Source organism: Pararhizobium qamdonense (assembly GCF_029277445.1).
Classification (GTDB): domain Bacteria; phylum Pseudomonadota; class Alphaproteobacteria; order Rhizobiales; family Rhizobiaceae; genus Pararhizobium; species Pararhizobium qamdonense.
In genome coordinates, this window is record NZ_CP119566.1 from 3,784,196 (window position 1) to 3,807,877 (window position 23,682).

At 60.2% G+C, this 23,682-nt stretch carries 30 protein-coding genes and 1 tRNA gene; 13 read left to right on the top strand and 18 right to left on the bottom strand.

Annotated elements, in window-relative coordinates:
- Genes PYR65_RS18565 through PYR65_RS18575 form a run of 3 tightly spaced genes read right to left on the bottom strand, consistent with a single transcriptional unit; the run spans position 1 to position 2,777 of the window.
- Positions 1-384 carry a VOC family protein gene (locus PYR65_RS18565; protein ID WP_276119047.1) on the bottom strand — a complete coding sequence of 128 codons (384 nt, stop codon included), beginning with the start codon at positions 382-384 and terminating at the stop codon, positions 1-3.
- 3 nt (positions 385-387) lie between these two features.
- Positions 388-1,167: an RlmE family RNA methyltransferase gene (locus tag PYR65_RS18570; RefSeq protein ID WP_060635927.1), complete on the bottom strand. Its 780-nt coding sequence runs from the start codon at positions 1,165-1,167 to the stop codon at positions 388-390.
- Positions 1,164-2,777 carry a Ppx/GppA phosphatase family protein gene (locus tag PYR65_RS18575; RefSeq protein ID WP_276119048.1) on the bottom strand — a complete coding sequence of 538 codons (1,614 nt, stop codon included), beginning with the start codon at positions 2,775-2,777 and terminating at the stop codon, positions 1,164-1,166. The genes PYR65_RS18570 and PYR65_RS18575 overlap by 4 nt, the downstream gene beginning before the upstream one ends.
- Positions 2,778-3,042: 265 nt before the next feature.
- On the opposite strand from PYR65_RS18575, the gene PYR65_RS18580 reads away from it, so the two are divergent.
- The 7 genes from PYR65_RS18580 (at position 3,043) to PYR65_RS18610 (ending at position 8,669) form a co-directional block, all read left to right on the top strand.
- Positions 3,043-3,116: transfer RNA gene (locus tag PYR65_RS18580), tRNA-Gln, on the top strand.
- Positions 3,117-3,497: 381 nt separating this feature from the next.
- Positions 3,498-5,417 (top strand): O-linked N-acetylglucosamine transferase, SPINDLY family protein, encoded by a 1,920-nt coding sequence (locus tag PYR65_RS18585; RefSeq protein WP_276119049.1) that lies wholly within the window; start codon positions 3,498-3,500, stop codon positions 5,415-5,417.
- A 199-nt stretch (positions 5,418-5,616) separates the two neighbouring features.
- Positions 5,617-5,850, top strand: coding sequence for a hypothetical protein (locus PYR65_RS18590; RefSeq protein WP_060635932.1), 234 nt, complete (start codon positions 5,617-5,619; stop codon positions 5,848-5,850).
- A gap of 188 nt (positions 5,851-6,038) precedes the next feature.
- Complete coding sequence (locus PYR65_RS18595) at positions 6,039-6,521, top strand: hypothetical protein (RefSeq protein ID WP_276119050.1); 483 nt, start codon at positions 6,039-6,041, stop codon at positions 6,519-6,521.
- 154 nt (positions 6,522-6,675) lie between these two features.
- A complete protein-coding gene (locus PYR65_RS18600; protein ID WP_276119051.1) occupies positions 6,676-7,170 on the top strand; it encodes a BON domain-containing protein in 495 nt (164 codons plus the stop codon).
- Positions 7,171-7,241: 71 nt separating this feature from the next.
- A complete protein-coding gene (locus PYR65_RS18605; protein ID WP_407951338.1) occupies positions 7,242-8,114 on the top strand; it encodes a TIGR02587 family membrane protein in 873 nt (290 codons plus the stop codon).
- Between the two features lie 9 nt (positions 8,115-8,123).
- Positions 8,124-8,669, top strand: a complete 546-nt coding sequence (locus tag PYR65_RS18610; protein WP_276119053.1) for a TIGR02588 family protein — start codon at positions 8,124-8,126, stop codon at positions 8,667-8,669.
- A gap of 30 nt (positions 8,670-8,699) precedes the next feature.
- Here PYR65_RS18610 and PYR65_RS18615 read toward each other — a convergent pair whose 3' ends face one another.
- The 4 genes from PYR65_RS18615 to PYR65_RS18630 all read right to left on the bottom strand — a co-directional run bounded on the left by PYR65_RS18615 (position 8,700) and on the right by PYR65_RS18630 (position 11,611).
- The gene (locus PYR65_RS18615) at positions 8,700-8,993 is read right to left on the bottom strand and encodes a hypothetical protein (RefSeq protein ID WP_276119054.1); all 294 of its coding nucleotides are present in this window, start codon (positions 8,991-8,993) and stop codon (positions 8,700-8,702) included.
- A 464-nt stretch (positions 8,994-9,457) separates the two neighbouring features.
- Positions 9,458-10,711 carry an NAD(P)/FAD-dependent oxidoreductase gene (locus PYR65_RS18620; RefSeq protein WP_276119055.1) on the bottom strand — a complete coding sequence of 418 codons (1,254 nt, stop codon included), beginning with the start codon at positions 10,709-10,711 and terminating at the stop codon, positions 9,458-9,460.
- A 26-nt stretch (positions 10,712-10,737) separates the two neighbouring features.
- The gene (locus tag PYR65_RS18625) at positions 10,738-11,238 is read right to left on the bottom strand and encodes a TIGR00645 family protein (protein ID WP_082546572.1); all 501 of its coding nucleotides are present in this window, start codon (positions 11,236-11,238) and stop codon (positions 10,738-10,740) included.
- A gap of 208 nt (positions 11,239-11,446) precedes the next feature.
- Positions 11,447-11,611 (bottom strand): DUF1328 domain-containing protein, encoded by a 165-nt coding sequence (locus PYR65_RS18630; protein ID WP_037105882.1) that lies wholly within the window; start codon positions 11,609-11,611, stop codon positions 11,447-11,449.
- A 251-nt stretch (positions 11,612-11,862) separates the two neighbouring features.
- On the opposite strand from PYR65_RS18630, the gene PYR65_RS18635 reads away from it, so the two are divergent.
- The gene (locus PYR65_RS18635; protein ID WP_276119057.1) at positions 11,863-12,072 is read left to right on the top strand and encodes a hypothetical protein; all 210 of its coding nucleotides are present in this window, start codon (positions 11,863-11,865) and stop codon (positions 12,070-12,072) included.
- Positions 12,073-12,191: 119 nt separating this feature from the next.
- On the opposite strand, the gene PYR65_RS18640 is transcribed toward PYR65_RS18635, so the two are convergent.
- The 3 genes from PYR65_RS18640 to PYR65_RS18650 form a co-directional block, all read right to left on the bottom strand.
- Positions 12,192-13,121, bottom strand: a complete 930-nt coding sequence (locus PYR65_RS18640; RefSeq protein WP_276119058.1) for a PRC-barrel domain-containing protein — start codon at positions 13,119-13,121, stop codon at positions 12,192-12,194.
- 200 nt (positions 13,122-13,321) lie between these two features.
- Positions 13,322-13,516, bottom strand: coding sequence for a CsbD family protein (locus PYR65_RS18645; RefSeq protein ID WP_276119059.1), 195 nt, complete (start codon positions 13,514-13,516; stop codon positions 13,322-13,324).
- Positions 13,517-13,546: 30 nt separating this feature from the next.
- Positions 13,547-13,876, bottom strand: a complete 330-nt coding sequence (locus PYR65_RS18650; RefSeq protein ID WP_276119060.1) for a hypothetical protein — start codon at positions 13,874-13,876, stop codon at positions 13,547-13,549.
- A gap of 262 nt (positions 13,877-14,138) precedes the next feature.
- On the opposite strand from PYR65_RS18650, the gene PYR65_RS18655 reads away from it, so the two are divergent.
- From PYR65_RS18655 to PYR65_RS18665, 3 genes are all read left to right on the top strand, one after another.
- Positions 14,139-15,053, top strand: a complete 915-nt coding sequence (locus PYR65_RS18655) for an alpha/beta fold hydrolase (protein WP_276119061.1) — start codon at positions 14,139-14,141, stop codon at positions 15,051-15,053.
- A gap of 91 nt (positions 15,054-15,144) precedes the next feature.
- On the top strand, positions 15,145-15,300 hold the full coding sequence (locus PYR65_RS18660) for a DUF3309 family protein (protein ID WP_082512023.1): 156 nt from the start codon (positions 15,145-15,147) through the stop codon (positions 15,298-15,300).
- Positions 15,301-15,351: 51 nt separating this feature from the next.
- Positions 15,352-15,600: a YMGG-like glycine zipper-containing protein gene (locus tag PYR65_RS18665; protein ID WP_060635943.1), complete on the top strand. Its 249-nt coding sequence runs from the start codon at positions 15,352-15,354 to the stop codon at positions 15,598-15,600.
- Between the two features lie 90 nt (positions 15,601-15,690).
- Here PYR65_RS18665 and PYR65_RS18670 read toward each other — a convergent pair whose 3' ends face one another.
- Positions 15,691-15,855: a NepR family anti-sigma factor gene (locus PYR65_RS18670; protein ID WP_276121102.1), complete on the bottom strand. Its 165-nt coding sequence runs from the start codon at positions 15,853-15,855 to the stop codon at positions 15,691-15,693.
- Between the two features lie 287 nt (positions 15,856-16,142).
- Between PYR65_RS18670 and PYR65_RS18675 the strand changes: the two genes are divergently transcribed.
- Positions 16,143-16,940: a response regulator gene (locus PYR65_RS18675; RefSeq protein ID WP_276119062.1), complete on the top strand. Its 798-nt coding sequence runs from the start codon at positions 16,143-16,145 to the stop codon at positions 16,938-16,940.
- Between the two features lie 9 nt (positions 16,941-16,949).
- On the opposite strand, the gene PYR65_RS18680 is transcribed toward PYR65_RS18675, so the two are convergent.
- The 3 genes from PYR65_RS18680 to PYR65_RS18690 all read right to left on the bottom strand — a co-directional run bounded on the left by PYR65_RS18680 (position 16,950) and on the right by PYR65_RS18690 (position 19,969).
- The gene (locus PYR65_RS18680; RefSeq protein WP_276119063.1) at positions 16,950-18,197 is read right to left on the bottom strand and encodes an NAD(P)/FAD-dependent oxidoreductase; all 1,248 of its coding nucleotides are present in this window, start codon (positions 18,195-18,197) and stop codon (positions 16,950-16,952) included.
- A 70-nt stretch (positions 18,198-18,267) separates the two neighbouring features.
- Entirely contained in the window at positions 18,268-19,395 is a 1,128-nt protein-coding gene (locus PYR65_RS18685; protein WP_276119064.1) for an AI-2E family transporter, read from the bottom strand.
- Positions 19,396-19,798: 403 nt separating this feature from the next.
- Positions 19,799-19,969 (bottom strand): hypothetical protein, encoded by a 171-nt coding sequence (locus PYR65_RS18690; RefSeq protein WP_200953529.1) that lies wholly within the window; start codon positions 19,967-19,969, stop codon positions 19,799-19,801.
- 225 nt (positions 19,970-20,194) lie between these two features.
- On the opposite strand from PYR65_RS18690, the gene PYR65_RS18695 reads away from it, so the two are divergent.
- A complete protein-coding gene (locus PYR65_RS18695) occupies positions 20,195-20,581 on the top strand; it encodes a hypothetical protein (RefSeq protein ID WP_060635948.1) in 387 nt (128 codons plus the stop codon).
- Between the two features lie 65 nt (positions 20,582-20,646).
- Here the strand turns inward: PYR65_RS18695 and PYR65_RS18700 are convergent, their stop codons facing one another.
- From PYR65_RS18700 to PYR65_RS18715, 4 genes are all read right to left on the bottom strand, one after another.
- The gene (locus tag PYR65_RS18700) at positions 20,647-20,991 is read right to left on the bottom strand and encodes a RidA family protein (RefSeq protein ID WP_060635949.1); all 345 of its coding nucleotides are present in this window, start codon (positions 20,989-20,991) and stop codon (positions 20,647-20,649) included.
- Between the two features lie 117 nt (positions 20,992-21,108).
- Positions 21,109-21,936: a dipeptide ABC transporter ATP-binding protein gene (locus tag PYR65_RS18705; protein ID WP_060635950.1), complete on the bottom strand. Its 828-nt coding sequence runs from the start codon at positions 21,934-21,936 to the stop codon at positions 21,109-21,111.
- On the bottom strand, positions 21,933-22,787 hold the full coding sequence (locus PYR65_RS18710; protein WP_082546598.1) for an ABC transporter ATP-binding protein: 855 nt from the start codon (positions 22,785-22,787) through the stop codon (positions 21,933-21,935). The genes PYR65_RS18705 and PYR65_RS18710 overlap by 4 nt, the downstream gene beginning before the upstream one ends.
- Complete coding sequence (locus PYR65_RS18715; RefSeq protein ID WP_276119066.1) at positions 22,787-23,680, bottom strand: ABC transporter permease subunit; 894 nt, start codon at positions 23,678-23,680, stop codon at positions 22,787-22,789. The genes PYR65_RS18710 and PYR65_RS18715 overlap by 1 nt, the downstream gene beginning before the upstream one ends.
- Positions 23,681-23,682 lie beyond the last annotated feature (2 nt).

A 23,682-nucleotide genomic window follows, 5' to 3' on the forward strand; every position in this document is an offset into this window, starting at 1 on the left:
CTATTGCGGCCGCTCGCAGACCGCGGACAGCTTGTTGCCATCGGGATCGCGGACGAAGGCCGCATAGAAATTTGCGTGAAAAGGCCGTAGCCCGGGCGCACCCTCGTCAGTGCCGCCATGTGCAAGCGCTGCCGCGTAAAACGCGTCAACCATGGCACGGCTTTGCGCTTCAAGCGCGACCATCGAGCCATTTCCGATCGTCGCGGCCTTGCGGTTATGCGGCGTAACGACCCACAGGCGGCAGCGGGTATCGCTCTCCCTCGCATAGCCGATCTCAAGGTCATCCTGCCTGCGGCGCGTCAGGCCAAGCGGCCCCAGTGCTGCATCATAAAACAGCTGCGCCCGCTCAAGATCGTTGCTTCCGAGAGTGACGTAGAGAAGCATGGCTCAATCGGCCTCGGCCGTGTCCCGCTCGTCCACCACTTCGCGCTCGTCGATTTCGGTTTCGCTGTCATAGAGCGAGCGGGCACCGGGCTTACGGCCCTTGAACCCTTTGGCGAGCAGGAACATTTCGACCGATTCCGCCCGCGAGGCCGCCGGCTTCACATGGATGACCTGCTTGAAATTCTGCTTCAGCAGCGTCAACAGTTCGCGCTCGGCACCGCCCTGGAATGTCTTGGCGAGGAAATGCCCGCCTTCGCCGAGAACGTCGATGGCGAAATAGGCCGCGACTTCGCAGAGATGCATGGTGCGGATATGGTCGGTCTGGCGATGGCCGGTCGTCGGCGCCGCCATGTCGGACAAGACGAGGTCAGGCGTGCCGCCCAGCGCCGTCATCAGCTTTTCCGGCGCCGTCGGGTCGAGGAAGTCCAGTTGCAGGATATGAACGCCTGCCAGCGGGTCAAGCTCGAGAAAATCGATCGCCACCACCTTCGGATCGCTATCGGTCGAGTTCGTCACCTTGGCGGCGATCTGCGACCAGCTGCCGGGTGCGGCACCCAGATCGATGATGCGCTTGGCGCCGGACAGGATCTTGTGCTTCTCGTCGATCTCCAGGAGCTTGAACGCCGCGCGGGCACGATAGCCTTCGAGCTGCGCGCGCTGCACATAGGGATCGTTGATATGCCGCTCGATCCAGCGCCGCGACGACGCCTTCAGCTTGCCCTTCTTGACCTTCTGGCCAAGCTTGCGCCCGGTGCGGTTTCCGCCGATCGGGGGTTTTGTCATTGGGTGTTTCCTTCGTGGGAACCGTATTGCATGCCGCGCGGATGGCGGCGGGCGCGTCCGCGCCGCCAGACACCATCATCGGCCATCATATCGGTCAACAGCCCCTCGCGCAGGCCGCGATCGGCAACGCGCATGCGCTCCGACGGCCAGCGGCGGCGGATGGCTTCGAGAATGGCGCATCCGGCCAGAACCAGATCGGCCCGGTCCGGCCCGATGCAGGGATTGGCGGCGCGCGCGGTGAAATCCCAGGACAACAGCCGCGCCTGCATCGCCGAAACCTCGTCGTCCGACAGCCAGAGGCCATCGACCTTGCGGCGGTCGTAACGCGGCAGATCAAGATGCACGCCAGCCAAGGTCGTCACCGTGCCGGAGGTGCCGATCAAATGAAACCCGTTCTCGTCGCCGGGATTTTCCAGCGTCTGAATGGCCGGGCAATCGAAATTGGAGAGCATGCCCTGCACCTCGACCACCATCGCCTCGAAGCTTGCCGGCGAGACATCCTGGCCGCCATGACGTTCCGACAGCGTGACGACGCCGACCGGCAGCGATGTCCAGTGGGTGATGTGATTGGCAAGCCGGCTCGACCGGTTCTCGCCGATCTTGATGACGGCGATCTCGGAGGAGCCGCCGCCGATATCAAACAGAACCACCGATTTGGTTTCGCGCCCGACCAGCGACGAGCAGCCGGACACGGCAAGCCGCGCCTCGGTCTCGCGATTGATGATCTCCAGCTCAAGGCCGGTTTCAGCCAGGACCCGCTCCAGGAAGGCCTCGCCGTTTTCGGCTGATCGTGCCGCCTCGGTCGCGATCAGCCGGGTTTTGCGGATCTCGCGGGTCTTCAGCTTGGCGGCGCAAACTTTCAAGGCCTCGATCGAGCGGTCCATCGCATCCTGCGACAGGCGGCCGGACGCGCCAAGCCCTTCGCCGAGCCGGACGATGCGCGAGAAGGCATCGACGACACGGAACTGGCCGGGACGGGTCGGCTGGGCAATCAGCAGGCGGCAATTGTTGGTGCCGAGATCAAGCGCTGCATAGAGCGGCGAACCCGAATCGGACCCATGGGAAAACCCCTGGCCATTGGCGCGCCGCTCCTGGCCGGCGTGATGGCCGCTATTGGCACCTGACCCCAACCCGGATGGACGCTGCTCCTCAGCGCGCGCGACCGATGCGGCCTGTTGCTGCGGCGGCTGGCGTGCCGGATCGCTGGCAGGGCGCGGCTTTTCACTGACCGCCAGCGGGCGGCCCTGCAAGCTGCGGCGCTGCCTGTTCTTCTTGTTGCGCTTGCGGCTGGGATTGTCAGCCAATGCTGGCGCAACGGTGTTTGAACCATCGGCCTCAGTCGCTGAACTGGTGGCAATGGCAGGCTGGCCGGATTTGGAACGCCGCCTGCGTTTGCGTTTGCGCACCGGTTCTCCGGTCGCATCTGTCACTTCGGGACGCCGTGTTTCTCCGTTACCAACGGAGGAACTGGCATTCGCAGAGGCTGCGCGGGAGGGTTTTCCCCGCCTACGCTTGCCCTTGCCGGAACGAGGTACTGACTGCCCATCGTTGCGGTCTGCTGCCGACGCCCCGGAAACGGACGGCTGTTCGCCGTTGTCGGGGTCTCTCACGTGTCTGTCCATTGCGCCGCGCGGAACGATCGCCGCTCGAGGCGCTCTCTTGATTTTCGTTGGGTGGACTTTACCAGCGCCGTCCCAATTCGCCAAATTCTTTTTGCACAGCGTGCAGCGCCGGTTTAGCGCGCCGCTTGCGATGCCGCGCGGGACGAGTTTTTCCCTAACCTTGCCGATTTTTTCCCAAAATCTATTGCATCCCCCAATCTTTTGTTTATAAGCCCGCCTCACCGGCTGGGCACAAACATCGCCCACGCAGTTTTGGGGAATAGGTTAACGGTAGACCCACGGACTCTGACTCCGTTAGTCCTGGTTCGAATCCAGGTTCCCCAGCCAAACCTTTCCGAAAGCGCAAAATAAAACACCGCCCGCCGCAGCCCTCCGCGCGCACACCGCCTCCCCTCATCAAAATCAGGCTTTCAATCCGCTGCGAAATCTGCGAAAGGCCTGTCGTCCGCAAGGACGGGGCGCGGCTGCTATTAGATTTAGAATAGGGCCGGGCGGGCAGATTGACGTCTCTCTCGCTGCTGCGAAAAAACGTGGCCGTCCGATTTTGTCGGGCATCGCTCTTGTGTGATGATGTCAAGGCGTTGAAAACTCATTTGATTTTCTGAGATCTGTCGATGTTTTCCATCCGTTCTTGCGAGCTGTGGTTGATCCGCTCCGCGCAAGCAATGGGCGTTATTCATCGCATTGCGGATAGCTGGATGAGTGGATATGGACGGACAGGCAGTTGCGGCGGCGGGCGTTGCCTTTGGGCGGGGGGACTACCTCGGTGTTCTTTCGCTTCTGAGCCCCTTGCTGGGAACTTCGGCGGATGCGGCGCCGCTTGTGCTTTTGGGGGATGCTCTTGCGCATCTCGGTCTTCCGGCCGAGGCCGCGCAGGTCTTTGAGCAGGCGGCGGCTTGTCCCGGTGCAGACGTCAGTGCTTCTCTCAGCCGCGCCACGGCGCTTTATGTCGAGGCCGGCGATGACGACCGGGCGCAGTTGATCGGCATCAAGCTTCTGGACGCGATGCCTGGCGATACTTCCCTTGCCTATCATCTGGCTTTGTCGTTCCGGCGCACCGGCGACACCGGGCTTGTCCATCTGCTTGTCGAGAGCCTTGCCAAGAGCAGCGAGGCCGATCATCTGAAGCTTGCCGGCGAGATTTTAAGCGGCAGCGAGCGCAACCCTCTGGCGCTGACGGTGTTTCGCAAGCTTGCGGCGCTCTTTCCCGATGATCCCTATACGCAGTTCAAGTTGATGTCGGTGGCGCGCGATTTCTGCGATTTTGCGGCGATCGAGACGCTCGAGCAGGCAGATGCCGTTCGATCGGCAAGTGGCGACCTGTCTTTCCTTGCGGGCGAAACGGCCTATTCGAACCTTTTGCACTGTGGCAATGAGCGGCTCAACCGGCTGGCTGCGAACAATCCCGGCCTGACGATCCCCTCGCCCGGCCATAGCCGGCTGAGGCGGATGCGGCAGCATGCGTGGGGCGAGCGGATCCGCCTTGGTTATCTCTCCAGCGATTTCTGGAGCGGACATGCGACGATGCGTCTTTTGCAGAGCGTGCTGGAGGCCCATGACAAAAGCCGTTTCGACGTGACGCTGTTTTGCTATACGCCGGAGCATCACGCAGCTTCGGACGCCAACCGCTCGAAATGGGGGGAGATCGTTACCCTGCACGGTAAAAGCGACGCGGAGGCGGCCGATATCATCCGCCGGCACGATATCGACGTCCTCGTCGATCTCAAGGGCCATACCGGCGGTTCCCGGTCCAATATTCTCAACCAGATGGTGGCGCCGGTTCAGGTGGCCTGGCTTGGTTTTCCCGGCAGCGCCGTGCATGTCGATTGCGATTATATCATCGGCGACCGGATCGTGCTGCCGGCAAGCGCCAGGCAGAATTACCACGAGAAATTCTGCCTGCTGCCGGAAAGCTACCAGCCGAACGACCCGGTGCATCGCGCCCTCCCAGACGCCATGGACCGGGGCGCGCTCGGCCTGCTGTCAGACCGCTTCGTTTTTGCCGCCTTCAATGCGGGCCGCAAGATTTCGCTTGCAGCGCTCGATTGCTGGGCGCAGATCCTGCGCCATTGCGATCATTCGGTTCTCTGGATGATGATTGATGGCGACCTGGCCCGCAGCAATATGCTTGCGGCTTTCGGCACGCGCGGGGTGAGCGCGGACAAAATCATCTTTGCATCCGCAACCGGCTATGAGGCCCATATTGCCCGGTTGCAGGCGGCCGATCTCGGGCTTGATACATTCCCCTATAATGGCCACACGACCACCTCGGACAAGCTCTGGGCGGGCCTGCCGGTGATTTCGGTGAAGGGCAGCAATTTTGCCTCACGGGTATCCGAAAGCCTTTTGAGCGCACTGGGCCTGCCGCAGCTGGTGGCCGGGACGCCGGCGGCGTTTGTCGAAATGGCGGTGCAACTCGCACACGATCCCGGCGAAATTGCCCGCCTGAAGCAGGAAATCTCACGAAACCGTTTCATATCGCCGCTGTTTGATGCCGAGCGGTTCTGCCGCCATCTGGAACAGGGTCTGTCTATCATGGTGGACCGCGCCCGGGCGAAGCTGCCGCCCGAGCATTTCGAGGTGCCTGCCCTGCCGGTTCGCGCTCACCCGTTTTCGAGCCGGACATAACGTCATTCCAAGTTGCGGATTCGCTTCAGCGTTTTTGTGGATGCCGGACTGATTGCCAGTATAGCGGCACGGCAATCGATGCTAAGGATCGCAGCCAAGCTGCGCGCGTGTCTTTCACGACTGCCGCAATCCAACAATCGCTATGGACGTTGTGGCTACTGCCGGTCCGTGCCCGCGAAAAATACTTGAAAGGGCCATCATGGCCGAGAAATTCATTGTCATTCCCTATAAGAAGACGCGCGGCGGACTGGCCCCGGGGGAGATGCGCCAGGCATCCAATGCGGCCAGTGCGGAAAAGATTGCCGCAGCCATGGCCGACCGGTTCATCGGGGTCGCAGCCTATGCCGTGGAAGTCGATGAGGAGAGCGGCGATATGACCAGCCCGCGCCTTCTCGTGCAATTCGGGGATATTGCCGAGCTGCCGTCACCCTGATGTGACGCGCATAAGGCACGTTTTCGGCATGTTTTGAGCGTAAAAAGCCGCTTTTTTCGGCAATTTGGCTGCATTTGCCTGTTTACAGGTCTTTTTCAAGGAACATTCGTCTCGCGGCGACGTTTATCGGGCAGTTGCCTTCAACGTTTGCTGGCACAGGCACCATTTCTCGAAAGGATATGTCCGCCATGAATCAACGTTTTGACCCCAGTGAAAACCGCAACGTGAATCCTGCAGCATGGCCGGCCGATCAGGCAGGTCCGCGTATCGATCCGGTGACAGGCGCGCCGGTGAACGATCCGTTGGCCAACCAGCGGCGGCCGGAAGAGCTTGAACCCCGCTCCGGACGCTCCAAGTGGCCGGTGCTGATCATCCTGCTCGCAGGTTTGGTTCTGGCGCTTCTTGTCTGGCTGCCAGCAGAATTGTCGACCGATCAGACAACCGGCACCACAACACCGCCGCCGGCAACAACGGATCAGATGGCACCGGCTGATACGGCAACGCCGCCGGCCGATACGAGTGCAACGCCGGCAACACCCGGTACTGCAACCACTCCGGATACGAGCGCGACGCCTATGACTCCGGATACCCAGACGCCGGCCACCGGCACTGATACGCAGACTCCGGCTACGGGCACTGCCCCGGCAACCGGTACGGCTCCGCAGAACTAACATCTGTGGCTGGTTGATATGGATGGCGGAGCTGCCGATGCAGCTCCGCCATTTTTTGTGTCGCGCCCCGGAATTGCTTTCAGCGCCCATCCAAATGAACCAAATGTCACGCCAGCCGTTTCCCTCTCGGTTCCATGACAACGAGGACACGACTATGACCGACAAGACACCGAAGCCCACCGGACGCGAAGACGATTACCGCGATTATGAGGAACGGGACGTCGAGGAAGGCTGGCCCTATGCCGATGCCACGCCGGGATCAGAGACCAAGGTCGGCAACGGCTCTTATGGCGCGGGTGAAGAGAATTTCGATGAAGCGGGAAATCCTGGATTCCAGCGCAGCGACGAAACGGTGATCGAAAGCAAAAACGGGCCGGATCTGTTTGGCGACGAAACCGAGGCCGATGTGGACGATGACGCGCTGGAAGATGTGATTGCCAATGTGCTCGAAGACAGCGACATTGAAACGACGTCTGTGGAAATCAAGGCGCGCCGGGGTGCGGTGTGGCTGAAGGGTGCGGTTGATACGGCGCAGGAGCGCCGCAAGATCGAGTTGCTGATCTATGCGGTGCCCGGTGTCGTCAGCATTCGCAACGATCTGGAAGCAAGCGGCGTGGATGGCGGCATCCCGGCGGATTGGGACGAGTAACTTCAGGGTTGCATCACAATGAGGGATTGTGAGCTTCGTTGATATGAGGGGATTTCATGCAGAAGGCGGGGATGGGCGCGGCCGGAAGAAACAAGATTTCCGGCCGGCCGTATAACACACAGACCGATGACAAGGCGACGGCTGCGAAATTTGCGGTTGGGGTTGGCCGTGGCATCGGCGGTGCGCTGCTGTTTGCATTGCCGATGCAGATGACCATGGAGATGTGGGCACTCGGTTTTACCATGGACCGCTGGCGGCTGGCTCTGCTTCTCGTTCTCACCATTCCGCTGTTGATCGGCATTTCCCACCGGATCGGCTTTGAAGAGACGTTTTCCTGGAAGACGGCGATCCGCGATGCGATGATCGCGTTCGGGATCGGCATCTTTACCAGTGCGGTGACGCTGTGCCTGTTCAAGCTTCTGATGGCAGACATGCCGGCGCAGGAGATTACCGGCAAGATTGCGGTCCAGGCTATTCCGGCCAGCATCGGCGCGCTTCTGGGGCGCAGCCAGCTGGGCAGCGGCAAGGATGACACCGAGGACGATCAGAAGGACAGCTATGGCAGCGAGCTCTTCATGATGGCGGTCGGCGCACTGTTCCTCAATCTCAACATGGCGCCGACGGAAGAGATGATCCTGATTTCCTACAAGATGACGCCATGGCATGCGTTGGCGACCATCATCTTGTCCATCACGCTCATGCATGCCTTTGTCTACGCGGTGTCCTTCAAGGGCGGCCATGAGCTATCGGCCGATACGCCGTGGTGGCATGCGTTTGTCCGCTTCACCCTGCCCGGCTACGTGATTGCCCTGCTGATCAGCCTTTACGCGCTCTGGAGTTTCGAGCGGCTGGACGGCGGATCGTTCACGCCGGCGATGATGGCGATGATCGTGCTTGCCTTTCCCGGCGCCATCGGCGCGGCTGCCGCGCGGCTCATTTTATGAGGAACCACCATGGCTGACGCCAAACCGGTCAAATCCAGCAGCCGCATCTCCAACAGCGGCCCACCCAAGAGCGGCCCACCCAAAAGCAATGGGGCCAAAAGCGACGCGGCCAAGAGCGACGCGGCAAAGAGTGGCACGTCCAAAAGCGAGACGTCCAAGAGCCGCACGGTGGGGCGCGGCGCGCATTGGATCGAATGGCTGACCGGCGGAATTTGCGCCCTGCTCGTGGCCGCGATGATCGGTTGGATCAGCTATGATGCTGTCACCTCCGCTGGCGGCGCGCCGCAACTTTCCGTCAGCATTCTCAGCCAGCGGGCGTCTCCGGCAGGTGGCGGTTATGAGGTGTCTTTTACCGTCGAAAACAGGGGCAAGCGGACCGCCGCGTCCGTGCCGGTAAAGGGGGAGGTGCTGAACGGAGATAGCGTGATCGAGACGCAGGAGATCACATTTGATTATGTCCCGGCTCAGTCATCCGCGACCGGCACGCTGCTCTTCAAGACCGATCCATCCGCCAACACCTTTACCATCGTCGCGTCGGGCTATACCGATCCGTGATAAAAGCCATGCGGTAGAAACATCTGCCGCTCAGACGCGATTTTCAGTGTTGCGGGCGGGCACGGACGACACGGCATTCCATTGAAACTGGCTGCTCGACGGGTCGCCATCTCCTGGAACCCAGAAGCTCGCCGGTGGCATCGACCGGGCTGCCGGTTTTGACAGAAGCGCCTTGACGGCGCGTTTCGCTTCGGATGCGTTTGAAAACAGACGGCCATCCAGACCCCAGACGCTGAACTTGACAGCGAGAAAGCGAAATCCATTATCCTCGCGCATCAAAGCGCCAACGGCTTCGCCGCCGAACTCTATTACTTGTTTCTGCATTGAAATACTGCTCCCGCCGCCGTTTATCACGGCGGTCATTTCCATTCGCTGCGCATGGCACAGCCGACCGAGCCCTCGCCTTCAGCCAACCCACATAACGGATGAGCTTGACGTTTGTTCCGCGGCTCTGGAAATTTATTTTAATAAAACTTGGGGAGTGATGGCTGACCGGAAATACCTCCCGGCGCCGGGCCGCTGGCGAAGCCCGTCCCGGCATTCGGTGGAGCATTTGGGAAATCATGCGTTTCACCAACTCTCCGTCATCTCTGTGCTTGTCACAGAGATCCAGTCAGCTCAAGTCCTTGAGCTGAAATAGTCGTTTGACCCGACGGACGTCGGGTCGCTGGATCCCCGCCACAAGGGCGAGGATGACGGAGCGTGGGGTAATTGCTCTCGTCAGACCAGCTTGTTCAGAATTTGTCGGCAATCGAGGCGCCGGGGATCGCTCCCGGCGCCCGTTTTCGTCAGGCCAGGAAACGGTCCGGCCGGAACGGCTTGATATCGATCACGGTCTTTTCGCCGGTCATCTTTTCGGCGAGCGCACGGCCGGTCACCGGGCCAAGCGTCATGCCGTGATGGGCGTGACCGAAGGCAAACCAGAGGCCTTCGTGACGCGGCGCCTTGCCGATGATCGGCATCATATCCGGCGTGCACGGCCGCGCGCCCATCCACGGTTCCTCATCACGGCGCTCCGCCAGCGGGAAGAATTCGCGCGCGACGCGTTCGGCGCGCGTCAGCTGAACGGGGGTTTTCGGCGCATCGCGATTGGCAAATTCAGCGCCCGTGGTCAGGCGGATGCCGCGCAGCATCGGCGCCAGGAAATAGCCCTTTTCGGCATCGAGCACCCAGTTGTTCAACTGTGCGCCGTCCGCCATGCCGTAATGCATGTGGTAGCCGCGCTTGACGGCCAGCGGGAAACGGTAGCCGAGTTTTTTCGTGACCGTGTCGGCCCAGGGACCGAGCGCCACGACGACTTCCTTGGCTTCCAGCGGCCCTTCCGGGGTTGCAACCCGCCAGCCCGGACCTTCGAGAATATGTTCGAGCGTTGCCGCATCACCGGACACCAGGCGGCCGCCGAGCGACTGGAAATAGGCGAGATAGGCCTTGTTCAGGCTGTGCGGATCGCGGATCGACCAGGGGTCGGTCCAGCGCAGGCCGCCGGTCAGGTCGGCACGGATGGATGGCTCCATCACCTTGAGCTCGCTGCTCGACAGCTTCTGGTGATTGACGCCGAAGGTCGAGGAGAGCTTTTCCGCTTCCTTATAGGCTGCGTCGCGCGCCGCTTCGGTGCGGAACACTTTCATCCAGCCATCCTTGCGGATGAGATCGCCGGCGCCCGACGCATTGATGAGGTCTGCATGTTCGGCGATCGAATTTTCGATCAGCGGCGCATACATGGACGCGATATTCTGATGCTGGGTGAAACCCGAATTCCACCAGTAGCGGATGAGAAACGGCACAAGGCCCGGCAGCGCACGGAAATGATAATGAGCGTCGATCGTGTTGTTCAGCGCATAGCGGAACAGTGCACCGAAATCATGCGGGAAACCATAGGGAAAGACGCCTTCGCGCTGGATCAGGCCGGCATTGCCATAGGAGGTTTCCTCGCCGGCACCGCGACGGTCGAGCAGCACCACGGACTTGCCCCGCCGCGCCAGATGGATGGCCGTCGACAGGCCGACTATGCCTGCGCCCAAAACAACGACGTCTGTCTTCATATCCTGTTCCCTGTTCTGCTTTGCGCTTATTTCTTCAGTCTGTTCATGATCTGCTCGAGGAACCCGAGCATCAGTGCCGAAACCACGAAGGCGATGTGAATGATGGTCGCCCACATCAGATGCTCGCCTGTATAGCTCTGCACGTTGAGGAAAATCTGCAGGAGATGGATGGACGAGATCGCGACGATCGACGATGCCACCTTGATCTTCAGACTGCCTGAATCCAGCTTGCCCAGGAACGACACCTCGGCATCGGCTTCATCGAAACGGCTGACGAAATTTTCATAGCCGGAGATCATCACCATGACGATGAGGCTGGCAACGAGCGCCGCATCGATGAGGCCGAGCATCGCCAGGATCATGTCGGATTCATCATAGGTGAAGACCATGATGGCGACCTTGTAGAACTTAAACACGAAGGACACGGCATAGAGCGCCAGGGCCGCAACCAGGCCGAGGTAAAAGACCACGAGGAGCCAGCGGCTCGACAGGATGATCCTTTCAACGATGAGTTCCAGCGATTTCATGCGTAGTACGGCTCCGGACTTGTGCAGTTGCGAGATGGTCCGGTCATGCATAGCCAAGCCCATTGCCTTCGGCAAGACGGCAAGCAGCGCGAGCTAGGGAGAGATCCTCAAACGCGCGAAGGGCCTAAACGCGCAAAGGGCCCAAACGCCAAAAGGGAGCGATGCTTTCGCATCGCTCCCTTCGTTCACGCACTCACCCGAGATGGGGTCAGGTTCGGCGCATCAGGCCAGCCACCAGCGAGATGACCAGGAAGGCAAGGAACAGGAAGAACAGAATCTGCGCAATACCGGCAGAAGCACCTGCAATACCACCAAAGCCCAACACGCCGGCAATGATGGCAACAACGAGGAAGACGAGAGCGTAGTACAGCATGAGAAATTCTCCTTGGTTTCAATCATTGCTGAATAAACGCCGGGCGGGTACTTTTGTTCCGGGGAAAAAGGCGCTGGAGACATTGCGTCTCATTTTATCTCTTCATCAAACCCGTCCTCAACACTGGAAACGGATCGTTAACCATGGTGCAAGAGATTGCCCCAATTTGACACGGTTTGGCCACGTATTTCTCGGAACATTAGCAAGGCAGGGAACGTTGTGAAGGCATATACCTCATGCGAGATAGTAAAATGACCGTATCAACAACGAATATCGTGAAATCTGCCTCGGCTGCGGTGCAAATGCCCAATAAAGGCCGCGACAGAAATCTGCATATCGGTTCGACCCTGCGCGATCTTTACTTTGCGGAAAACCTGCCGGCCACGGACGGCACCTTGTCAGATCTTCTCGATGATCTTGAGGCGGCGGAAAGCCGCGCTCGGAAAAAAGCGGGCAACTGAGACCTGCAGTGAAAACGAAACAAAAATATGGCGGCCATGGGCCGCTTTTTTTGTGCCTACGTGAAGAAGTTAATGAAAAACCGGCGCCAATCGACGCCGGTTTTTTTCAAGCGTAAACCTCAGTTTGCAGGCGCGGCCAGAACGATGCCGCGCGGATTGGCCTTATAGGCTTCTGCGTCATAGGCGGCCTGTGTTTCCATCTGTTCCTTGGTGAAAGGCGAGTAGATGGTCATCGTGCCCTTGGCATCGGCCATCACCTGAACACTCTGCGCGCTCATCGCCACCGGCTTCTGGCCAATGCCGAGGAAGCCGCCGACATCGATGACATAGGCTTCGACCTTACCGTTCTTGTCGAGAAGCACATCGCCGATCTCGCCGACCTTGGTATCGTCGGCAACCTTAACCTCGGTGCCGATCAGCTTTTCTGCGCTGATCAAGGACGCATCGACCAACTTCATTTCATCGGCTGGCGGCAGATCCGGGTCGGTCATTTCCGGCGTGGTGCCGGTGGCCGGCGGTATGGCTTCGGCGGCTTCGTCAGTGATGACGGGGGCCGTGGCCGATGCAGCCGTGTTATCGGCTTCCGGTGCCGTTGCCGCGACGCCATCCGCGATGGCCGAGCGCTGGAATTCCGGAGCGGCCTGCAGCTCTTCCTTGGTTGCCGAAATCACGATGATACGCTGCCCATCCCGATCGGACCAGGACACACGGTCGAAACTGACAGCCACATCCTTCTCACCGATTCCCAGAAAGCCGCCGACGCCGACCACCAGCGCCTCGGCACCGCCATCGGCATTGATAACGACATCATTGACATCACCGATAGCCTCACCCTGTTCGTCGGCGCCGGTATAAACCGTCTTGCCGAGCACGGACGTGGCGAGCACCTGTTCGGGAGACGCCGAGAAATAACCGGCCGGACCCTTGGCAGCCTTTGTGCCGGTGCTTGTGGCCGGGGTGCCATCAGCTTTGATGGCGCCTTCCTGCGCCCATGCGCCGGTGGCCAAAAGTGCCGCAAGCGCGGTCGTCGCCATAAGAGTGCGGATCATTGATGAACTCCTTCGTAGAGATTGGGGAGACGCCTGTGGCGGCTGAAAAGCCGGGGTTCAGCCGGCTGTGATTGCTCCTCAGAACGAACCGGCGCCGGTTTTGTTCCCTATTGTCACCGCCTGCCGGACGGCCAGACGCAAAAACGGCACCCGGTTTTGGCAAACCGGATGCCGCTTCAAACCTCTTCAACCACTGCAGATCAGCGGCGCGACCATTCGTCGATCTGGCGCTCGGCCTCTTCCTTCTCGACGCCGTAATGGGCTTGGATCTTACCAGCCAATTCCTGACGGCGGCCGTTGATCACGTCGAGATCGTCGTCTGTCAGCTTGCCCCATTGGGTCTGGGCCTTGCCGCGATATTCCTTCCACTTGCCTTCGATCATATCCCAGTTCATGGCATTCTCCTTACGTTGGGTTTGACTATGTTAGTTGCTGATGACGCTCTGACGGCCCGTTTTACCGGCGACGAGAACAGGTGCAGCGGGCTCATCGAAGGTGACCTGGACGTCGAGCTCGTTGGCTGGCGTGATCGCCCATGTGATCGTTGCATCCTCGATATAAAGAGCAGGATCGATCGCAGCACATTTGCCGTAGATGACCTTATAACGGCCGCGCGCATCGTTCACGGCTGGCTGCAAAAGCGCCTGGCATTCCTCGGCGGTCTCAAAACCGACCGCCGGTGCTGGCAATTCCTTGCATTCGACATTGCCCTGGGTGCACCCGATAAGCATCATGATTGCTGCGATATGTTCCATCGTCGTGCTCCCTGCACAATGTTGCAGAACGTGGGAATTACTTTGCAGAACGTGGCAGGGAAACGGCGGCAATGGCCGGGAAGTTCCGGAAATTTCGACGGGAACTTTTTAGCGGCAGCTTGCGTTTCACCAACGCGTCAAGGAGTGCCTGGCGTGAATTGGTGAACCCGGATACCCGCAACGGCTTTTCCGCCGTGCCCGCCCAGACAACCCAAATCTCCAAGGCATGCCTTGCTGACACACAGCGAAGGAAATGCCATCCATGTTGCGCCCGCCCTCTCCCCATTGGCTCTGCGAGGATCCCGGCATCAAAACCGTGCTGATCCACGGTATGGTCATGTCGCCGGCGTTCTGGCGCAGTTTTGCACCAAGCATCGTGCGCGAGGGCCGCGCTGCAGCCTATCCATTGCCGGGGCATAGTCCGTGGACGCTTGATGGTGTTGCCGGGAGCCTGACGACAAAAGCCATCGTCGATGCCTATGCCGAGGCGATCGAGCGGGATTTCGATGGCGAGCCGGTGACCTTGATTGGTCATTCGACCGGCGGCTTCGTCTCTCTCCTGCTAGCCCGGCATCGCCCGGATCTGGTCAGCAACGTCATCCTGATGGGCGCTTTTGCCTGCGGGCGGTTTGAGGGACAGGAGCGGATGGCGTCGCGCATCCTGCGGCTGCCCCTTCTGGGACGGCATCTTTTCACCCGGCTTTTTGCCCGCTGGATTGCCACCCGCGAGACCTTCCGCTTCGGTTCGCTCGAATGCGTGTTCGACAAGGCCGCCGACTGGGAAACCGAGGAGACCATTGCCACAATGGAAGAGGTCCGCGCGCATCTGTTGAAGTCGCAGGCGGCGGAGATTGCGGCTTTCGTCTCCTGGATGTCGCGCACATCCGTCATCAACGAACTCCCCTTGATAGACGTGCCGGTCCTCAACATTATCGGCGGCCGCGACGCGATCGTGCCGCCATTGCACCAGATCCATCTCTCCGGACGGCTGCCGCGCGTCCATACGGTCATCCTCGACAAGGTCGGCCATTTGCCGATGGCCGAGGCCCGCGACAAGGTTGATCAACTGATCGGGGCGTTTCTCCTGTTCGGTCCGCTGACCGCAAACCGTAAGAAAACCATTACAAAAGAGGCTGCGATCACGCCTTGCCACAATGCGCTGCCGCTCAGCCTTTAAATGAACACAACACGCGGGAACAAATTCGCGTGAGCAACGTTACCGCAGCAGACCCGTGACCCGCACGGCCAGAACCCGAAGAGGAATAATCATGCTCGGTACAATTCTCCTAATTGTCTTGGTGCTCTTGCTAATCGGCGCGCTGCCGAATTGGGGCCACAGCCGCAATTGGGGCTATGGGCCGTCAGGCGGCCTCGGGCTGGTTGTTGTGATACTTCTCATCCTCGTGTTGATGGGCCGCATCTAATCTGCCGTAACTTTGCTTTCGTTCATCAACAGCCTTGAAAAGGAACCAGTCATGAAAAAGATTCTTCTTGCCGTCGCGCTCATTCTTCCTCTCGCCGCCTGCTCGCAGACGGAAAAGGGTGCCGGCATCGGCGCCGCATCCGGCGCCATCATCGGTGGCGTAGCGACCGGCAATGTCCGTGGCGCAGCAGTTGGTGCTGCCGTCGGTGGTGTGGCTGGCGCCTTGATCGGCAATGCCAATGAGCCGGGCCGCTGCGTCTACCGCGACCGTTATGGCCGCCGCTACACGGCAGCTTGCTGATCGCTCAGCGCTCTTAAAACAGGAAAACGGGCCTCGGCCCGTTTTTTTGTGTCTTGCTGACAGCGGTTGATGCCGGGCCGTTGTTATGGATCAGTCAGAAATTTTGCCGAGCCTTTCAGCCTGGTCGAGTTTTTCCAGGAGGTCGAGGAAGGTATCGGGAATTGGCTCCTGTTCGACGGAACTGTAAAGCGCCTTCAGCTTTGAGGCGATCTGGCCAGTGGGATCTGTCGTCCCCACTGCCGCCTTCCTGCCCATACCGGCACGCGGTTGATTTTCCGGTATGTCCGTCATAGTCTGTCTCACTCCAAAATCCGCGTCGGCAATCGCCCCGCAGCACTGCTTCCACGTCCAATTCAATACATCAAAAAACATTGCCATATTCCGAACTTATGTCCGGTTTCCTTGAAACCGACACACAATTCGTTCAACACGGAAACTTCCCTTCAACCTTAAAACATGATCAAACCAATGCCATGTTTCGCCATGCGATAGCATCAGGCACCGGTGAAAATTCGGCGCCATCATACTGAAGGAAGTCATAAATGTCACTTTCCATGCGGATCGCAGCCCATCTTCCCTATCTGCGCCGTTTCTCCCGTGCCGTTACCGGATCGCAAACCTCAGGCGACGCCTATGTCGCCGCCGTTCTGGAAGCGTTGATCGCCGACATCACGCTTTTCCCGCAAGGGTCCAACGACCGGGTCAACCTGTTTAAATTGTTCTGCTCGATCTTCGATACGCTGAGCATAGACCTGCCGGAAACACCATCGCCGTTTGGCTGGGAAGCGCGCGCCGCCGCCAATCTTTCGGTGATTGCACCGGCAGCCCGCAAAGCGTTTCTGCTCGTTTCCGTCGAGGGGTTCTCGCCGGAGGAAACGGCCGAAATTCTGGGTGTCTCGGACCTTGAAACCGCAAATCTGTTGCGCGAGGCATCCGAGGATATTTCCCGCCAGGTCGCCACCGAAATCCTGATCATCGAGGACGAACCGCTGATCGCCATGGATATCGAGGACATGGTGCTGAGCCTTGGCCACAAGGTGGCAGGCGTGGCCAGAACGCATGGCGAAGCGATCACGCTGTTTGAGAAGACCGAGCCGAAGATGATCCTTGCCGATATCCAGCTTGCCGATGGCAGCTCGGGCATCGACGCCGTCAACGAAATCCTGAAAAGCGCGACGATCCCGGTGATTTTCATCACCGCGTTTCCGGAGCGCCTGTTGACCGGCACCAAACCAGAGCCGGCCTTTTTGGTGACCAAGCCGTTCAATCCGGAAATGGTGAAGGCCCTGATCAGCCAGGCGCTGTTCTTCGACGACAACGCGCGCTCCGGCAAACGCTGAGCATTGCTGCTACTGTCCCGGGGATGGCCGGTCGATGGCGAAGGCCTCGAACCAGCCTTCCCGCTGACCGGCGCAAAGCTGCGCCAAGATGCGCGATGCCATGAAGGAAAAGGTAATCCCGTTGCCGCCGTAGCCGTAAGCGGCAAGGATGCGCGGCATGCCGGGGACTGCGCCGATCAGCGGCAAACCGTCATCCGTCTCGCCAAAAGCGCCGGACCAGGAGAAATCGATGACCGGATTGGCTGACGGCCACAGCTTGACGAGGTCATCGACCAGCTTTTCCGATTTCTCCGGCATTTTGCTGTCGCGGGCCTGCGGATCAACCGTCTCGTCGTCGCCACCGCCAATGATGATGCGTCCGTCCCTTGTGGTGCGGGCATAATTGTAGGTTTCCGAGGCTTCCCAGATCAGTTCGCCGCCGGGCCAGAGCGTGCCTTCCCGTTGCGGCACGGTGGCGATTGCCCAGCTCGAGACTGTTTTGTGCAGGTCGCTGCGGACGAAATCGGGCATGACATATCCCGTTGCCAGGATGACATGCCGCGCCTCGATGACGAAAGGGCTGTCGGTCTCGACCGTTACCGAGCCCGGTGCATCATGGTAGGCCGTCACCATGGCATCGACCAGCCGCGCGCCGCGCGTCTGCGCATCCCGCAAAAGGCCCCAGGATAACAGGATCGGATCGGCATCGGCGGAACCCGGAGACACGATTGCCGCTGCCCGGTCGATACCGAAGCGGGACAAAAGGTCCTTGTGATCCAGAAGCAGGCCGGGCAAACCGGCGCGTTCGCGCAGCAGATGCTCGTCGCGCAGAGCCGAGGGGCCAGCTTCGCCTGCCGCAAGGAAAAGGGTGGACCGGGGCCGGAAGGCACAATCGAAACCCAACCCTTCCACCAGGCCGGAAAGCCCCTGAACAGCTGCGACGCTGTGCCGGTAGAGTTCGGCTGCCCGGTCAAAACCGTAGAATTCGGTCAGCTCCCCCAGCGTGCAATCGATCTCCCATTGCAGCATGGCGGTGCTTGCAGCTGTGCTGCCAAGGCCCGGCTGCTCGCGATCGACGATCGTTACATCCACGCCACGGGCGGCAAGATGCTGCGCGGCAAGCGATCCCGTGATGCCGCCACCGACAACGAGAACGTCTGTCTTGATGCTTTGCGTGAGAGGTGGATTGCGGGGTGGGCGCTGGCCGCCTCCCCAGGGAGACCGGCCGCCATGAAGATCGGCCTGGACCGTATCGAACGTATCGAGCATTGGGGTCATGCGTCTGCTTTCAATTGCCTTATGCCGGAGCGGCCGGGACCGTTACTTATGCCCTCACCCACCTGTATCCTCACCCCGGCAACTGGCGCTCCGGCGGCTGGGTGCGGACTTCGTTGAAGATGGTCATGGCGATGAGCGAGAGCGGCATGGCCAGCATGGCGCCGACCGCACCCCACATCCAGGTCCAGAAAATGATCGCAATGAAAATCAGGAAGGGATTGATCTCCAGCCGGTGGCCGAGAATGGCTGGTGTCACCAGGTTTTCCATCACCAGATGCAGGATGAAGAAGGCGGCGGCTGGAGCCAGCGCCAGCAGGAGCGCATCTTGGGTCATCAGGCCGGCGGCCAGAAGCGCCACGGTCATGATGGTCACGCCGAGATAGGGAATGAAACTGGAGACGAAAGCGAAAAGCCCCCAGAGCGGCGCCATCGTCAAACCGCCGACAAAGGCGATCGCGGCGGTGATCGTGCCGAGAACGAGATAGATCAGGCTCGCGGTCGAGAAGTAAAACCCCACGGCGTTTTCGGTGGCATTCATGATGCGGATTGCGGCAAGCCTCCGGTCGCGGGTGGCAAACGCAAGGATGATGGTCTTGCGCAGATGGCCGCGGCCGACAAGGAACAGTCCGAGTGCGGCCATGAAGATCAGCGTCTGGATAAAGGCGGGGGTGACGCCGGCGGCAACCAGGCCGAGCATGGTGCCGGCATTTTGAATGGCCACATCGGTGACGGCTTTTTCATCCGTTCCGGCGATCACCACCTTTGCCCATTCGAACCGCTGGATATAGGGCAGCACCCGCTCGATCGCCCGCTCCAGAATGCCTGGAGCCTGGCCGGCAACCGACGTCAAAGGCTCGACCAGGGCATTGATCAGGAAGAACAGGCCGACGACGAAAATCACCGCCAACAGCAGCCCACCCAAGGCCGGTGGCAGTCCAAGATGCGCCAGGCGATCGGCAGCCAGACCAAGCACCATGCCGATGACGATGGCCAGCGTGACCGGCATCAGGATCGATTCCATCAGGTAAATCACGGCGGACGCAAAGATGACGAATGTGCCGACGATGCTCCAGGCAACGATCAGGTCAAGCCCGGTTTTCGGCGATGTCTCGGGGATATCCGCCGCCTCCACCTGTGCCTCCAGTTCCGCAAGCTTCCGCTTCCTGAAAGCTCCACTCCCCGTCAAGGCAGCACCCATGTTCCGGCTCTCCATGTGCCCCGCCAATGGCGCGCAGGCAGCCTGACGGGCGAATAAGATCGATGTGCGGAAAACACCGGAGCAGAGGCAGCGCCGGTGTGTAACGGCAACTAACGCAGTGCTTGTGAAAAAGTTCCGGTCGCGGAGATGTCACCAGAACAAGCCATTGCCGCCTTGCGGCTTGCATACTGGTGAGGCGGTAGATGAATTTGGCATGACATTGACGGGCGGTGGAAACGGCGGAGGGCCTTTCTAGATCGCGGCTTTGATCGGTAGGCGCGTCAGGTACCCACCCACTCTGCTGCCCGCCTGATCAAATTGGCGGGAGCGAACTTTCAAACGAAACGTCGGGTCTTCCAAGCAACAATTGCTGGGAATTTCCTCCCCATCGCCAAACCTGGCGTCAGTAGCGTTCCGGCGGGAAAACGTGAAGCGTGAGAGAAAACAGGCCAAGGCCCAGGATCACCACGATCAAAGTGTTGGCAATGTCTTCCGACGTTGCAGGCAGGATGCCGAGACCGATAACGGCGGCAGCGAGCAGGAACAGGCAAAGCCTTGGCAACCAGTACAGCATGGCACATTCCTTTATAGTTGGCCTTGAAACCGGCCTTGATGTCGGAAAGCATTCTCATTGGGATGCGCAGTTTAACGCGGCTTGAGCCGAATGGTTCCGTAGCCTTGCGTCGACGCCGCCACGAACCTTGGGCGTAGTGCCATCACCCGATGTTCAACTAATCCCGTTTGCGGGTGATCCAATTGCCGGGTGCCGCGTATCGAAGGCAAAGCGATGGAGACTGCGATGCGGAAAATTGCAATTGTCACTCTTGGCGTCATGATCTCCAGCCTTGCGGCGGCGGCGCAGACCACGCAGATGAAGGAAGCGGATATCCGCGGCCAGATCATCGGCAAGACCATCTATCTGGCAGCGCCGATGGGCGGCGAATTCCCCCTCAACTATCACCCCTCCGGCGAGGTCGATGGCAGCGGCAAGGCGCTGGGACTGGGAAAATTCATCCAGCCCACCGATACGGGCCGCTGGTGGATCAAGTCGGACAAGCTCTGCCAGCAATTCAAGGTCTGGTATGACGGGTCGCCCATGTGTTTCGACCTGACGGAAACTGGTGAAGGCAAGGTCAAATGGGTGCGCGACAACGGCGACACCGGCACGGCGCGCATCGGGAATTGACAGAGTGGCATGAAAAAGCCGGCGCCCCTGGAAGGACGCCGGCTTTTCCGTGTTCCATGGCTCTCTTAGAGAGCCGCGATGACGATGACTTCGACGAGATAGTCCGGGGTCGCGAGCTTGGCTTCGCCGGTGGCGCGGGCCGGTGTGTTGCCCTGCGAGGCCCAGCCATCCCAGACGGCGTTCATCTTGGGGAAATCGACCATGTCGGCCAGCCAGATGGTTGCCGACAGGATACGGGACTTGTCTGTGCCAGCCTCAGCCAACAGACGATCGACCGAAGCCAGAGCCTGCTTGGTCTGCTCGGTCACATCGGAACCGGCCTCGCCAACCTGGCCGGCGAGATAGACGGTACCATTGTGCACAACGGCCTGGCTCATGCGCGGACCGGTTTCGAAGCGTTTGATTTCCATCTTGATATTCCTCGTAGAATGCGGCGGGCCGCATGTGAATTGTGGTGACGCAGGCGCTTTACCGCAGATTTCCGGTCAGTGGAACCATGATCGCGCGATTGCCGCACCCGATGGGGTTCAAGCTGCGTTTTTGCGGGCAAGCCTTGCCTTGATGCTGTCGACGTCGGCGCGCGGCGTCGCGGCAAACAGCGTCTTGGTATAGTTGTGCTTGGGGTCGGTAAAGACCTCCTCGCGGCTGCCATATTCGACCGCTTCCCCGTAATACATCACCATCACGTCATCAGCGATGTAGCGCACCACCGACAGGTCGTGGCTGATGAAGACATAGGTCAGCTGGAATTCGTCCTGCAGATCGGCGAGCAGGTTGAGAACCTGGGCCTGCACCGAAAGGTCGAGCGCCGACACCGGCTCGTCGAGCACCAGAAGCCGCGGGTTGAGCATCAGCGCGCGGGCGATCGCCACGCGCTGGCGCTGGCCGCCGGAAAACATGTGCGGATAGCGGCCGTAATGTTTTTCCTCGAGACCGACCTTCTTCAACATGGCCATCGCCTTGTCGCGGCGGTCGTCGGCTTTCATATTGGTGTTGATGATCAGCGGCTCGGTGAGGATTTCGCCGATCTTCTTGCGCGGGTTCAGCGTGCCATAGGGGTTCTGGAACACGATCTGCACCTTCTGGCGCATTTCCGGCGTCAGCCGTTCCTTGGCGATATCGACCTTGTTGCCATCAATCAGCATGTCGCCGGAGGTTGCGGGGTCGATCATGGTGACGATGCGGGCAAGCGTCGATTTTCCACAGCCGCTTTCGCCGACGATGGCCAGCGTCTTGCCCTGATCGACGGCAAAGCTCACGCCTTTGACGGCATGAACGGTCTTGGCCTTTTTGAAAAGGCTGCCGGGGATGTGGTAATCGCGGGTGAGGTTTCTGGCTTCGAGAACATGGGTCATCGAACAGCTCCTGCAAAGATCTGGTCGTCGCTGAGGAATTCCGCGATCGTGGGAAGGCGGTCGCCGGTGGCATTGTCGGGAAGGGCCGACAGAAGCGCGCGGGTATATTCGCTCTTCGGAGATTCAAACAGCGAGAGCACGTCGGCCTCCTCGATCTTGCGGCCCTTGTACTGGACGATGACGCGATCGGCGGTTTCTGCCACCACACCCATATTATGGGTGATGATGATCAGGCCCATGCCATGTTCGGCCTGCAGCCGCATCAGGAGATCGAGGATCTGCTTCTGGATGGTGACGTCGAGGGCCGTCGTCGGCTCGTCGGCGATCAGGAGCTTTGGATTGCACGACAGCGCGATCGCGATCATCACGCGCTGGCACTGGCCGCCCGACATCTGGTGGGGAAAATGTCCCAGGCGCTCGGCAGGATTGGGAATGCCGACCAGGTCGAACAGCTCGATGGCGCGGGCCCGGCGCGCCGCCTTGTCGAGGCCGAGGTGAATGCGCAGCACTTCCTCGATCTGGAAGCCGACGGTGAAGCACGGGTTGAGACTGGCGACCGGCTCCTGAAAGATCATGGCAATATCCTTGCCGACGATCTTGCGGCGGTCGGACGGCGACAGGCCGAGCAGATCGATGCCGTTGAACTGCAGCTTGTCGGCGGTGACCTTGGCCGTCCAGGGCAAGAGGCCCATGGCCGCCAGCATCGAGACGGATTTGCCGGAGCCGGATTCACCGACGATCGCCAGCACTTCGCCGGCATTGACCTTCATCGAGACGCCATCGACCGCGCGGAAAGGACCGGCGGCCGTCTGGAATTCGACGACGAGATTTTCGATTTCGAAAAGCGACATCATGACCTCTTCAACTTCGGATCAAGCGCATCGCGCAGGCCGTCGCCCATCAGGTTGATGGCAATGACGGTGATGAGAATGGCAAGACCGGGGAAGGTCACGACCCACCAGGCGCGCTGGATGAACTCGCGGGCCTCGGCCAGCATCGTGCCCCATTCCGGCGTCGGCGGCTGAGCGCCCATGCCTAGGAACCCAAGTGCTGCCGCATCGAGGATGGCCGCCGAGAAGGCGAGCGTCGCCTGGACGATCAAGGGTGCGAGGCAATTGGGCAGGATGGTGAGAAACATCAGCCGCAGGGTGCCGGCACCGGCGACCCGCGAGGCAATGACATAATCCTTGGTGCGTTCCGACATGACGGCGGCGCGCGTCAGCCGCACGAAATGCGGCAGGTTGACCAGCGAGATCGCGATCATCGCATTGACCAGGCCCGGCCCCAGAACGGCGACCAGCACGAGCGCCAGAAGCAGCGACGGGAAGGCCAGGATAATATCCATGACGCGCATGATGATCGTATCGGTGCGGCCGCGGAAATAGCCGGCGACCAGGCCGACGAGCACGCCGGAGATGACCGACAGCGTCACGACGACAAGGCCGATGAACAGCGAGAAACGGGCACCGTAGATCAAGCGCGACAGGATATCGCGGCCGACGGCGTCGGTTCCGAGAAAGTAGGTCCACTGCCCGCCCTGCGTCCAGCCGGGCGGCAACAGAAGCATATCGCGGTTCTGGATGCTGGGGCTATGCGGCGCGACGAAGGCCGCAAAGACGGCGACGAACAGGATGATCAGGAAGATCGCCAGCCCCATCACCGCGCCCTTGTTGCGCGAGAAATAGAACCAGAATTCGGCAAAGCCGGTCTGCGGCTTGGCAATTTTAATTTCAGCGACAGCCATCA

Bases quoted from the DNA above. Each gene is read 5' to 3' on its own strand.
- PYR65_RS18665 (WP_060635943.1), top strand. From the start codon at position 15,352: ATGAAAAAGATTCTTCTTGCCGTCGCGCTCATTCTTCCTCTCGCCGCC.
- PYR65_RS18590 (WP_060635932.1), top strand. From the start codon at position 5,617: ATGGCCGAGAAATTCATTGTCATTCCCTATAAGAAGACGCGCGGCGGA.
- PYR65_RS18695 (WP_060635948.1), top strand. From the start codon at position 20,195: ATGCGGAAAATTGCAATTGTCACTCTTGGCGTCATGATCTCCAGCCTT.
- PYR65_RS18635 (WP_276119057.1), top strand. From the start codon at position 11,863: ATGACCGTATCAACAACGAATATCGTGAAATCTGCCTCGGCTGCGGTG.
- PYR65_RS18680 (WP_276119063.1), bottom strand. From the start codon at position 18,197: ATGACCCCAATGCTCGATACGTTCGATACGGTCCAGGCCGATCTTCAT.
- PYR65_RS18585 (WP_276119049.1), top strand. From the start codon at position 3,498: ATGGACGGACAGGCAGTTGCGGCGGCGGGCGTTGCCTTTGGGCGGGGG.
- PYR65_RS18650 (WP_276119060.1), bottom strand. From the start codon at position 13,876: ATGGAACATATCGCAGCAATCATGATGCTTATCGGGTGCACCCAGGGC.
- PYR65_RS18715 (WP_276119066.1), bottom strand. From the start codon at position 23,680: ATGGCTGTCGCTGAAATTAAAATTGCCAAGCCGCAGACCGGCTTTGCC.
- PYR65_RS18620 (WP_276119055.1), bottom strand. From the start codon at position 10,711: ATGAAGACAGACGTCGTTGTTTTGGGCGCAGGCATAGTCGGCCTGTCG.
- PYR65_RS18565 (WP_276119047.1), bottom strand. From the start codon at position 384: ATGCTTCTCTACGTCACTCTCGGAAGCAACGATCTTGAGCGGGCGCAG.
- PYR65_RS18710 (WP_082546598.1), bottom strand. From the start codon at position 22,787: ATGTCGCTTTTCGAAATCGAAAATCTCGTCGTCGAATTCCAGACGGCC.
- PYR65_RS18690 (WP_200953529.1), bottom strand. From the start codon at position 19,969: ATGCTGTACTGGTTGCCAAGGCTTTGCCTGTTCCTGCTCGCTGCCGCC.
- PYR65_RS18595 (WP_276119050.1), top strand. From the start codon at position 6,039: ATGAATCAACGTTTTGACCCCAGTGAAAACCGCAACGTGAATCCTGCA.
- PYR65_RS18630 (WP_037105882.1), bottom strand. From the start codon at position 11,611: ATGCTGTACTACGCTCTCGTCTTCCTCGTTGTTGCCATCATTGCCGGC.
- PYR65_RS18670 (WP_276121102.1), bottom strand. From the start codon at position 15,855: ATGGGCAGGAAGGCGGCAGTGGGGACGACAGATCCCACTGGCCAGATC.
- PYR65_RS18645 (WP_276119059.1), bottom strand. From the start codon at position 13,516: ATGAACTGGGATATGATCGAAGGCAAGTGGAAGGAATATCGCGGCAAG.
- PYR65_RS18685 (WP_276119064.1), bottom strand. From the start codon at position 19,395: ATGGGTGCTGCCTTGACGGGGAGTGGAGCTTTCAGGAAGCGGAAGCTT.
- PYR65_RS18625 (WP_082546572.1), bottom strand. From the start codon at position 11,238: ATGAAATCGCTGGAACTCATCGTTGAAAGGATCATCCTGTCGAGCCGC.
- PYR65_RS18640 (WP_276119058.1), bottom strand. From the start codon at position 13,121: ATGATCCGCACTCTTATGGCGACGACCGCGCTTGCGGCACTTTTGGCC.
- PYR65_RS18605 (WP_407951338.1), top strand. From the start codon at position 7,242: ATGGGCGCGGCCGGAAGAAACAAGATTTCCGGCCGGCCGTATAACACA.
- PYR65_RS18615 (WP_276119054.1), bottom strand. From the start codon at position 8,993: ATGCAGAAACAAGTAATAGAGTTCGGCGGCGAAGCCGTTGGCGCTTTG.
- PYR65_RS18655 (WP_276119061.1), top strand. From the start codon at position 14,139: ATGTTGCGCCCGCCCTCTCCCCATTGGCTCTGCGAGGATCCCGGCATC.
- PYR65_RS18705 (WP_060635950.1), bottom strand. From the start codon at position 21,936: ATGACCCATGTTCTCGAAGCCAGAAACCTCACCCGCGATTACCACATC.
- PYR65_RS18600 (WP_276119051.1), top strand. From the start codon at position 6,676: ATGACCGACAAGACACCGAAGCCCACCGGACGCGAAGACGATTACCGC.
- PYR65_RS18675 (WP_276119062.1), top strand. From the start codon at position 16,143: ATGTCACTTTCCATGCGGATCGCAGCCCATCTTCCCTATCTGCGCCGT.
- PYR65_RS18610 (WP_276119053.1), top strand. From the start codon at position 8,124: ATGGCTGACGCCAAACCGGTCAAATCCAGCAGCCGCATCTCCAACAGC.
- PYR65_RS18660 (WP_082512023.1), top strand. From the start codon at position 15,145: ATGCTCGGTACAATTCTCCTAATTGTCTTGGTGCTCTTGCTAATCGGC.
- PYR65_RS18570 (WP_060635927.1), bottom strand. From the start codon at position 1,167: ATGACAAAACCCCCGATCGGCGGAAACCGCACCGGGCGCAAGCTTGGC.
- PYR65_RS18700 (WP_060635949.1), bottom strand. From the start codon at position 20,991: ATGGAAATCAAACGCTTCGAAACCGGTCCGCGCATGAGCCAGGCCGTT.